This is a genomic window from Kitasatospora sp. MBT63, assembly GCF_000710465.2.
Classification (GTDB): domain Bacteria; phylum Actinomycetota; class Actinomycetes; order Streptomycetales; family Streptomycetaceae; genus Kitasatospora.
In genome coordinates, this window is record NZ_JAIZ01000065.1 from 1 (window position 1) to 8270 (window position 8270).

8 protein-coding genes are annotated in these 8270 nt (G+C 71.0%); 5 read left to right on the plus strand and 3 right to left on the minus strand.

Translation table 11 applies throughout. The features are described from left to right. Window positions 1-647 (plus strand): M23 family metallopeptidase (locus AA75_RS50775; RefSeq protein ID WP_199520261.1); only part of this gene is annotated, 647 nt, incomplete at its 5' end. A gap of 217 nt (window positions 648-864) precedes the next feature. Continuing rightward, entirely contained in the window at window positions 865-1245 is a 381-nt protein-coding gene (locus tag AA75_RS04560) for a hypothetical protein (RefSeq protein WP_149037939.1), read from the plus strand. A 64-nt stretch (window positions 1246-1309) separates the two neighbouring features. Here AA75_RS04560 and AA75_RS04565 read toward each other — a convergent pair whose 3' ends face one another. After that, complete coding sequence (locus tag AA75_RS04565) at window positions 1310-1951, minus strand: class F sortase (RefSeq protein WP_149037940.1); 642 nt, start codon at window positions 1949-1951, stop codon at window positions 1310-1312. Window positions 1952-2069: 118 nt separating this feature from the next. Further along, on the minus strand, window positions 2070-2744 hold the full coding sequence (locus tag AA75_RS04570; RefSeq protein ID WP_033818432.1) for a hypothetical protein: 675 nt from the start codon (window positions 2742-2744) through the stop codon (window positions 2070-2072). Between the two features lie 511 nt (window positions 2745-3255). Here AA75_RS04570 and AA75_RS04575 point away from each other — a divergent pair. The 3 genes from AA75_RS04575 (at window position 3256) to AA75_RS04585 (ending at window position 8137) form a co-directional block, all read left to right on the plus strand. Beyond that, window positions 3256-4590 carry a sugar porter family MFS transporter gene (locus tag AA75_RS04575; protein ID WP_051811846.1) on the plus strand — a complete coding sequence of 445 codons (1335 nt, stop codon included), beginning with the start codon at window positions 3256-3258 and terminating at the stop codon, window positions 4588-4590. Continuing rightward, entirely contained in the window at window positions 4568-5152 is a 585-nt protein-coding gene (locus AA75_RS04580; protein WP_149037941.1) for a hypothetical protein, read from the plus strand. The genes AA75_RS04575 and AA75_RS04580 overlap by 23 nt, the downstream gene beginning before the upstream one ends. Before the next feature lie 186 nt (window positions 5153-5338). Next, a complete protein-coding gene (locus AA75_RS04585) occupies window positions 5339-8137 on the plus strand; it encodes an AAA family ATPase (RefSeq protein ID WP_149037942.1) in 2799 nt (932 codons plus the stop codon). Between the two features lie 17 nt (window positions 8138-8154). On the opposite strand, the gene AA75_RS53915 is transcribed toward AA75_RS04585, so the two are convergent. After that, window positions 8155-8270: LuxR C-terminal-related transcriptional regulator (locus AA75_RS53915; RefSeq protein ID WP_149037943.1), on the minus strand; the 116-nt coding region annotated here is incomplete at its 5' end.

Below are 8270 nucleotides of genomic sequence, written 5' to 3' on the forward strand. Positions count from 1 at the left end.
AGGAGCCCGACCCGACCACGGCCCCGGCGCAGGAGCCCGATCCCACCACGGCCCCCGCCCAGGAGCACGACCCGACGCAGACACCCGAATCGAAGGTCTCCGCAACGGCACCCCCGCCGAAGACCGGTTCCACCCCGGCGACCTCCGCTCGCAGCCGCGTTCAGAGCGCCCCGGCTTCGGACACCGGCTCCGACTCCTCGTCCACCGCTTCGACGGCCACTGCGGACCCGCAGAGCGGCGAGTGGACGGCGCCGGTGCGCGGGGCCAGGGTCAGCAACCCGTTCGGCGTCCCCAACGCGAGCTACGCCGCCGGGTACCACACCGGAACCGACTGGGCCGTCCCCACCGGGACACCGCTGTACGCGATCACCAATGCCACCGTCGTGTCGGCGGCGAACGACGGTGCCTACGGCAACGAGATCGTGCTGAAGCTCCCTGACGGCAAGTACGCCCAGTACGCCCACCTGTCGAAGCTCCTCGTCACCGCGGGACAGAGCGTCACGACGGGCCAGCAGATAGGCCTCTCCGGCAGCACCGGCAACGCCACCGGTCCCCACCTGCACTTCGAGATACGGACGACGAACACCTACGGCGCCGTCATCGACCCCGTCGCCTACCTGGCGTCCCACGGAGTCACCGTCAGCTGACAGTACGGAAGTTGGTGCCGGCCGACCGGGCCCGATCCGTCAGCCGGCCGCCGCCGGGCCACCGAGCGCACAGGTGGACGGCGGCGTTCTCCACCGGCCCGGACACCACTGCGCGCAGCCGCCCCGAGGACGTCCGAGACACGTGCCGTGTCCGCGCGCTGCGGCACCGGCTCGAGTGGCACCATGGTTGTGCCTCACCGGGTGAGGGGAGCGGATGATGGCCGAGGACACCTTCTTCCACAGTGGCGGCATCTACCGGCACTACCGAGACGGCGAGCCCTCCGACAAGGGTGTCTTCGTCGTGTACTGCGTCGGTCACGCTCCGACCGGGTTCGGGGACCCGTCCGAGGCTGCGGGCGTCGCTTTCGGCTGGCGGAGGTCGGTCGGGCTCGACGGCCCGGACCGCCCGCTCGGCTCCTATTCGACCGCCGACTTCACCGGCTGGTACGAGATCCTCGACAGCGACCTCATCCGGCTTCTTCCGGAGAGTCCCATCCCCACGGAGCCGGCCCCGCAGCAGAAGCCTCGGCGGCCTCTCGGGCAGCCGCCGGCCGGCGCTCATCCGATGATGCACCGGAACCGGTGGCGGCGGCGCTGATCACCGGGGTTGCCGCACGTGACCCGGGAGGTGTCGGGCGTCGGGTTCCGGCGGGGCGCGGTGCTCAGGACGTCAGGTCGGCGTAGACCACCAGGCTCTCGGAGTAGCCGCGGTCGGATTGCGTGCCGGCACAGGTGACGAGGCGCAGCGCCGGTCCGGCGGTGTCGCCGTAGACCTCGGAGGTGGGGAACTGTTCTCTGGGGTACAGCTCGATCCGGCGGACGGTGAACGATGCGGACCTGCCGTCCGCCTTGTCGACGATGATCTGGTCCCCGGGTTTCAGCTCGCCCAGCCGGTGGAAGACGCCGTTGCCGTAGGCGCCGACCGTGGTGTGGCCGACGATCACGGCGGGGCCGACGGTGCCCGGGACGGGCGAGCCGTCGTACCAACCGGCGGGGTCGTCGTCCTCCACGGGCGGGACTTGCAAGGTGCCGTTCTGTTCGAGCCCCAGGCTTATGACGGCGGCCTGGACGCCGATGGAGGGGATCGCGATTCGTGTCGGTGCGGAGGGGTTGTCACTGGTCATGGCCGGTGGGTCGGTGTCCGGCGGCGGGCTCGGCGGTGCGGACGGGGTGGTCGTCTCCGGGGTCTCGGACGACGGTGTGGGCGTGGCGGCGGGCGTGGCAGTGGTCGGCGGTCTCGCGGGGTGGACGCGGTCCGCCGTCACCGCCAGGCCGCCGCCGAGCAGGGCCGAGAGGGTCAGCACGGTGGCGACGAGGCCGGCGCCGGGGCGTCGGGGTGTTCCGCCGGCCCGTACCACCGGATTCCGCGGGCCGGATCGGCCGGTCCTCGTCGGCTCGTTCATGGCTGGTCTTCGTCTGCTCTCAGCGGCGGCCGGTGCGTCGGCGACGGATGCCGAGCAGCGCTGCGGCGGCTGTGCCCGTGCTCAGGCCCAGGATGAGGACCAGGAGGCCGTTGTCCCGGGACGGGGGCGTGGGGCTGATCTCCCCGGTGTCCGGGGCGCCTTTGGGGACGACGGGCACCTGGTGGTGCACCGGTGCGGCGGTGGTGGGCTCCGGGGTCGGGAAGGACAGGGATGCCGGGCCGGCCGGGCTCGTGCCGGTGCCGGTGCCGGTGCCGGCGCCTTGGACCTGTACGGTCGCCAGGATCGTCACTGTGCCGCTGTCCGTGGTGCAGGAGACCTCGACCGGGTAGGACTTCGGTTCTGCGGAGTTCTGGATGCGGGCGGTGGCGGTGAACGCCTGGGGGTCTGCGTCCTCGAACGCCGCGGCGCCGTCCTCGAACGCCCCCGATGTGATCGCGGTGACGGCGGTGGTGTCCTGGGGGCAGGTGCCGTCGATGCTGATCTTCTGGCCGCCGGAGGCGACCGAGGGGTCGAGGAACACCTGTCCGGTGCCGTCCGACGGGCTGTCAAGGATACTGCCGCTCAGGGAGGACGAGCCGGACGGTCGGGCACGGTCGGCCGCGTGGGCGGTGGCCGGAAGGACGAGCTCCGCCCCGAGCAGGAGCACGGCTACGGCGGTCGTCGTCGGCTTCATGTGGTTCTCCTGGCACGTCGGTCGTGTCCGGGCCTCGGGCGTGCGAGGCCGCCACGATGGACGGAACCGGTGCCCGGAGCGTCGCGGATGCGGGGCGGGTCACGCGTGTCCTTCCTGGAGAGGTCCCTGTCCCATTAGATGCACGAGGCCGCCCGGCCGGGCAGAGCCGGGCAGGCTGCCGTGCGGGCACGGCAGCCGATCCGAGGAGCGGGTACCGGTCCCTCCGGTCTGCCCTTCCGGCATCGCGAACGGGCTGTGGCCGGGGCCGTGGGAGGGGCTTCACTGATGGGGCCGGAGAGCGGGTGCGGCCCGGATCCTCCGGTTCGGGTACCACGCGGTTCGGACACCACGTGTGGTCGGCCGGGAGTGGTCCCGAGGAACGGGCCACCTATCCAGCGGTCCGGCGACGGGCCCTTCGTCCCAGGAGCGCCCTTTGTCCAGTTCCCCTTCCCCGCCACAGGCCGACCGGGGCGTTCTGCGCCGGGTCGTGTTCATCTCGGCGGCCGCAGCGATGGGCGGTTTCCTCTTCGGGTACGACAGCGCGGTGATCAACGGTGCCGTGACCGGCATCCAGAAGCACTTCGACGTCGGCAACAGCGAGACGGCCTTCGTGGTGGCGATCGCGCTTCTGGGCTCGGCGGCGGGTGCGGTGGCGGCCGGGCAGCTGGCCGACCGTTTCGGGCGGGTCCGCACCATGGTGCTGGCCGCCACGCTGTTCGCGATCAGCGGGATCGGCTCGATGTTCCCGCCCAGCATCGGTGTTCTCGGTCTGTGGCGGGTGGTCGGCGGCATCGCCATCGGAATCGCCTCGGTGATCGCGCCGACCTACATCGCCGAAGTCGCTCCCACGGTCTACCGCGGACGTCTGGCCTCCCTGCAACAGTTGGCCATCGTGCTGGGCATCACCGTCTCGCAGCTCGTCAACTGGGCGCTCAACCAGGGGGCAGGCGGCGAGTCCACCGATGAGCTCGGCGGCATCCAGGCATGGCAGTGGATGCTCGGGGTGGAGGCGGTCCCCGCCCTGATCTACGGGGCCATGGCGCTCACCATTCCGGAGTCGCCGCGGTTCCTGATCGCCGCTCGGCGGGAGAAGCAGGCCCGCAGGGTCCTGGAGGAGATCGAGGGTCCGTCCGTCGACCTGGACGCCCGGGTCTCGGAGATCCGCGCCGTCCTCGACACCTCGCACAAGCCGCGGCTGAAGGATCTGCTCGGTGGCCGGTTCGGCCTCCTGCCCATCGTCTGGATCGGCATCGGCGCCTCGGTGTTCCAGCAGTTCGTCGGCATCAACGTGATCTTCTACTACTCGTCGTTCCTCTGGCAGTCGGTGGGCATCGACGAGTCCAACTCGCTGCTGATCAGCCTCTCCACCTCCACCATCAACGTCATCGGAACGGTGGTCGCGATTGTCCTGGTCGACCGGATCGGTCGCAAGCCGCTCGCGCTGGCCGGCTCGGCGGGCATGGCCTTCGCCCTCGGTCTGGCCGCCTGGGCGTTCTCCTTCCGGCAGGGCACCGGCGACAGTGCGACCCTCGACAACGCCCATGCCGTCGTCGCCCTGGTCGCGGCCCATCTGTTCGTGCTGTGCTTCGCCTTCTCCTGGGGTGTGGTGGTGTGGGTCCTGCTCGGGGAGATGTTCCCCAACCGGATCCGGGCCCTGGCCCTGTCGGTCGCCGCCTCGGCGCAGTGGATCGCCAACTGGGCGATCACCGTGACCTTCCCGGACCTCTCCGACTGGAACCTCTCCGCCACGTACGTCATCTACGCGGCCTTCGCCCTTCTCTCCATCCCCTTCGTCGCCTTCTGCATCAAGGAGACCAAGGGTCGTGCCCTCGAAGACATGGGGTGAGGGAGGTCGGGCATGGCGCGAGGGGGTGCTGTCGATGCCGAACCCGGACTGCTGGAACCCGGCCGCGGCGAAGTACGCCCTGGGTTACTCCGACCTGTCCGGTGACGCCTGGCAGTTCCTCACGGATGAGGGCGGGGGATCCGAGCTGCTGACGGCTGTCGTCGCGGCGGCCATGACGGCCTTCTGGGTGTCGCTGCCGAGGGAGTACAGGGGAGTCCTCGTGTCGCCGGGCGGAAATTACGACGATGACAGACTGACGACGAACGGCCTCCTGGGCGGCAGCTATGAAAACATGTCGACGTTCGTCAGGAAGGAGGGGATGGGAGCGGTCGACGATTTCATCAGAACCGTCCGCTCACGACACGGGGACATGCTGCGGGACCTGCTGAAGCAGGAGACGAAGAAGGCCAAGGTACTGGCCGGAGGTGGCATCCCGCGGAGAGAGGCGACTCAGAGGATTCAGCACTTCGAAGGCGCGGCAAATATATTCGCCGAATGTTTCAGGAACTCCAGGAGACTATGGAGGAGATCCACCGAGAGCGCCGTTGGCCGTCTCGGATGACACACTCCGGTGAGGATCTCCCCCGCGAATCGCGGGCCGTCCCGGTCGTGCGGGCGGCCGTTCGGGACCTGTCGGCCCGTGGACTCCCCCGGCCCGGCCCCGCCCTGCCGACACGTTCCGTGACCGGCTCCGACGTGTCGTTCCTCAGTGGTTTCATGTGGCGCGAATGCGGCGTTGAATGGATCCGTGAGCAAGAAGGACCCCGCCATGGGCCCGGATCCAGGTGGGCACGAGAGATTCGTCGGTCGTACCGGTGAACTGGCGACCTTCGGCACTCTGGCCGCAGCCGTCCGAGGTGGACAACCTTGGCTGGTGGTGGTCGAAGGCGAGGCCGGGATCGGGAAGACCTGGCTGATCCGAAGGGCCCTGTCCGACCTCCGGGGCTTCGCCGTGTGGTGGGCGCGCTGCGACCCGCTGGAGCGGGACTGGCCGTACGGTGTCGTGGAACAGTGGCTGCGCGGGATCGAGCCCGACTCGCTGGCGTCCTTCGCCGCGCTGAGCGGTCGGCTCGCCCCCCACACCTCTCCCGTCCAAGCCGGTGGCGAGCTCCTGGAACTGCTTGCCACGGCACAGGGCAGAGGGCCGGTGGCGCTGGTTCTGGACGACGCCCAGTGGGCCGACGAAGTGTCGCTGAGAGTAATCGGCTTCATCGTGCGACGGCTGTGGCGGGACCAGGTGATGGTCGTCCTCGCCGCCCGTACCCCTCCCTTGATCGAGGCAGTCGACACCTCGAGTGAGCATCCGGCCGACCCGCACGAAGCATCGTGGCGCTGCCTGGTCACCGGCGCACAACACACCCGGGCGCTACGGCTGAAGGGGCTCGACAGCCGGGGGGTGGCCCAGCTGCTGGCGGCCTCCGCCGGCCGGAAGGCACCCGTCGGCGCGGCGGAGCGGCTGCTCGAACACACCGGGGGCCACCCGCTGCACCTGCACGCGATCATCGCGGCGGCCACGCCGGAACAGCTGGCCGGCGAGGAGGAGCACCTGCCGGTACCCGACTCACTGGCCGACGCCGTACGGACCGCCCTGGCACAGCTGAAAGAACCGTCGAGGATGCTGGTGGAGGCTCTCGCGGTCCTTGACACCTGCGTCCCGCTGGCGCGGGCGGCCCGCCTCGCCCGGATCGACGACCCTGCGGGAGCCCTGGGCCAGGCGTTGGAATCCGGACTGGTCCACTGGAACCCGGACGATCCCACGACGCCGGTGGGGATCCGTCACTCCCTCCAGCGCGAGGCCGTTTACCAGGCCATGGACCCCTGCCGCAGGCGGACCATGCACAACGCGGCCGCGGCGCTGGTGGACACCGACACGGCATGGGTGCACAGGGTGGCGGCAGCCGACGGGACGGACGCACGGCTGGCGGCCGAGCTCGAATCCGAGGCCGGCCGCCAGCTGGAAGCCGAACAGAGCGACCGGGCCGCCACCCTGCTGCTCTGGGCCGCGGATCTGTCCACCAGCCGTACCGAATACGAGCGCCGGCTCCTCCTGGCGGCCATGCGCCTGCACTCCCTCCCCTACCACTCGGGCACCCGCCGGTTCACTCTTCAGGAAGCGGTGGAGCGGTGCGCTCCGTCCCCGCTGCGCTCCTGCGTCCTCGGCCGTGCAGCCACCGCCCACGGGGACTTCGCCCCAGGTGAACGTCACTATCTCGACGCCATCGCCACGGCCCGCGCCACCGGCGACCGGCGGACCGAATCGCGGGCCCGGATCTGGCTCGCCTCGCTCTACAGCTGGCAGGCCGAACGTCCCTCCGCCAGTCTCGCCCTCGTCGGCGACGTTCTCGACCACCGGCTGCTCGATCCGCCGGCCCGGGCCGAGGCCCGCTTCACGCTGATCTTCGCCACCGGCCTCCACCACGGACCGCGCACGGCGCTCGCGATGTCCAAGGACATCCTCGCCCTGCCCGACGACCCCGCCAGGGTCACCCGGGAGGACCACACGGCCCTCGCCGTGCGTGCCATGCTCCGCCTCGCCGTCGGCGAGCGGGCCGCAGCCCAGCGGGACGCCGAGATGGTGCTCGCCCCCACCCGCGTCGAGACCGGCCTCGCCACCCTCACCGCCCGCTCGACGCTCGCCCTGTGCCACTACCAGGCCGGCCGCTGGCAGCAGAGCGCCGAGGTGGCCGGCCACGCCCTCGCCCAGGCCGACCTGGAAGGGCTGCTCTCCGGCCTCCCGGAGGCACACGCCTGGGCGGCGATGGCCGCCGCCGGGCAGGGCCGGCCGGTGGCCGCCCGCAGTCACCTCGATTCCTGCCGGTACTGGAGCGAGCGGATCTCCCCCGCGATGTACGCGGCCCTGCCCGCCGTCGCGGGTGCCGTCCTGGCCCAGGCCCACGCCGACCATCCTCGGATGATGGACCACCTCGACTCCCTGACCCGTCTCCCCGACACGGGCTGGCACCGCCTGAACCGGCAGTTCGAGCTCCCGCTGTACCTCGAGGCCCTCACTGCCACGGGCCGCCTCGCCGAGGCCGAACACACCTTGGACGAACTCCGCGCCCTCAGCGGCAGCGCCCCCGCCCTGGGCCTGATCGCCGATTGGGGGACCGGGCGCCTCGCCCAGGCCCACGGCCGGCTCGACACCGCCATCGCCGTCTACCGTCGTGCCCTCACCCGGCCGGTCACCATCGACGAACAGCCCTTCTACCGGGCCCGCATCGAAAGCGACCTCGGGCACCTCGTCCTGGAGGAGGGCGACCTGCAGACCGCCGCCCCGCTGCTCTGCAACGCCCACCTGCACTTCACCGCGCTCGGCGCCGCCCCGTACGCCCACCGGGTCACAGCGGCACTTGCCGCCTGCGGACTGCGTCCGGCCCCCGGGCTCACCCGCCCCTCCGGCGCACCTCCGGATGCCGTCTCCGACAGCCCGATGTCCGACGCGCACGGCTTCTACGTCATCGGCCTCGATCTTCTGAGCGCGTGGGCGCTGAGCTTCGACCACGCCCACCTGAGCGGCGTCGACGCCGCTCCGCCTCCGTCGTCCTAGCCCGAATCGGCCGCCGGTCACCGACCGGAAGGCAGTTTGAGGCCGCGCAGTTCCCGGCGGGACTTGAGGCCGAGTTTGGTGTAGACGTGGCCCAGGTGGTACTCGACGGTCTTGGCACTGACGTAGAGCTCCT

Coding starts and splice junctions, on each gene's coding strand:
- AA75_RS04560 (WP_149037939.1), top strand. CDS start 865: ATGGCCGAGGACACCTTCTTCCACAGTGGCGGCATCTACCGGCACTAC.
- AA75_RS04570 (WP_033818432.1), bottom strand. CDS start 2,744: ATGAAGCCGACGACGACCGCCGTAGCCGTGCTCCTGCTCGGGGCGGAG.
- AA75_RS04575 (WP_051811846.1), top strand. CDS start 3,256: ATGGGCGGTTTCCTCTTCGGGTACGACAGCGCGGTGATCAACGGTGCC.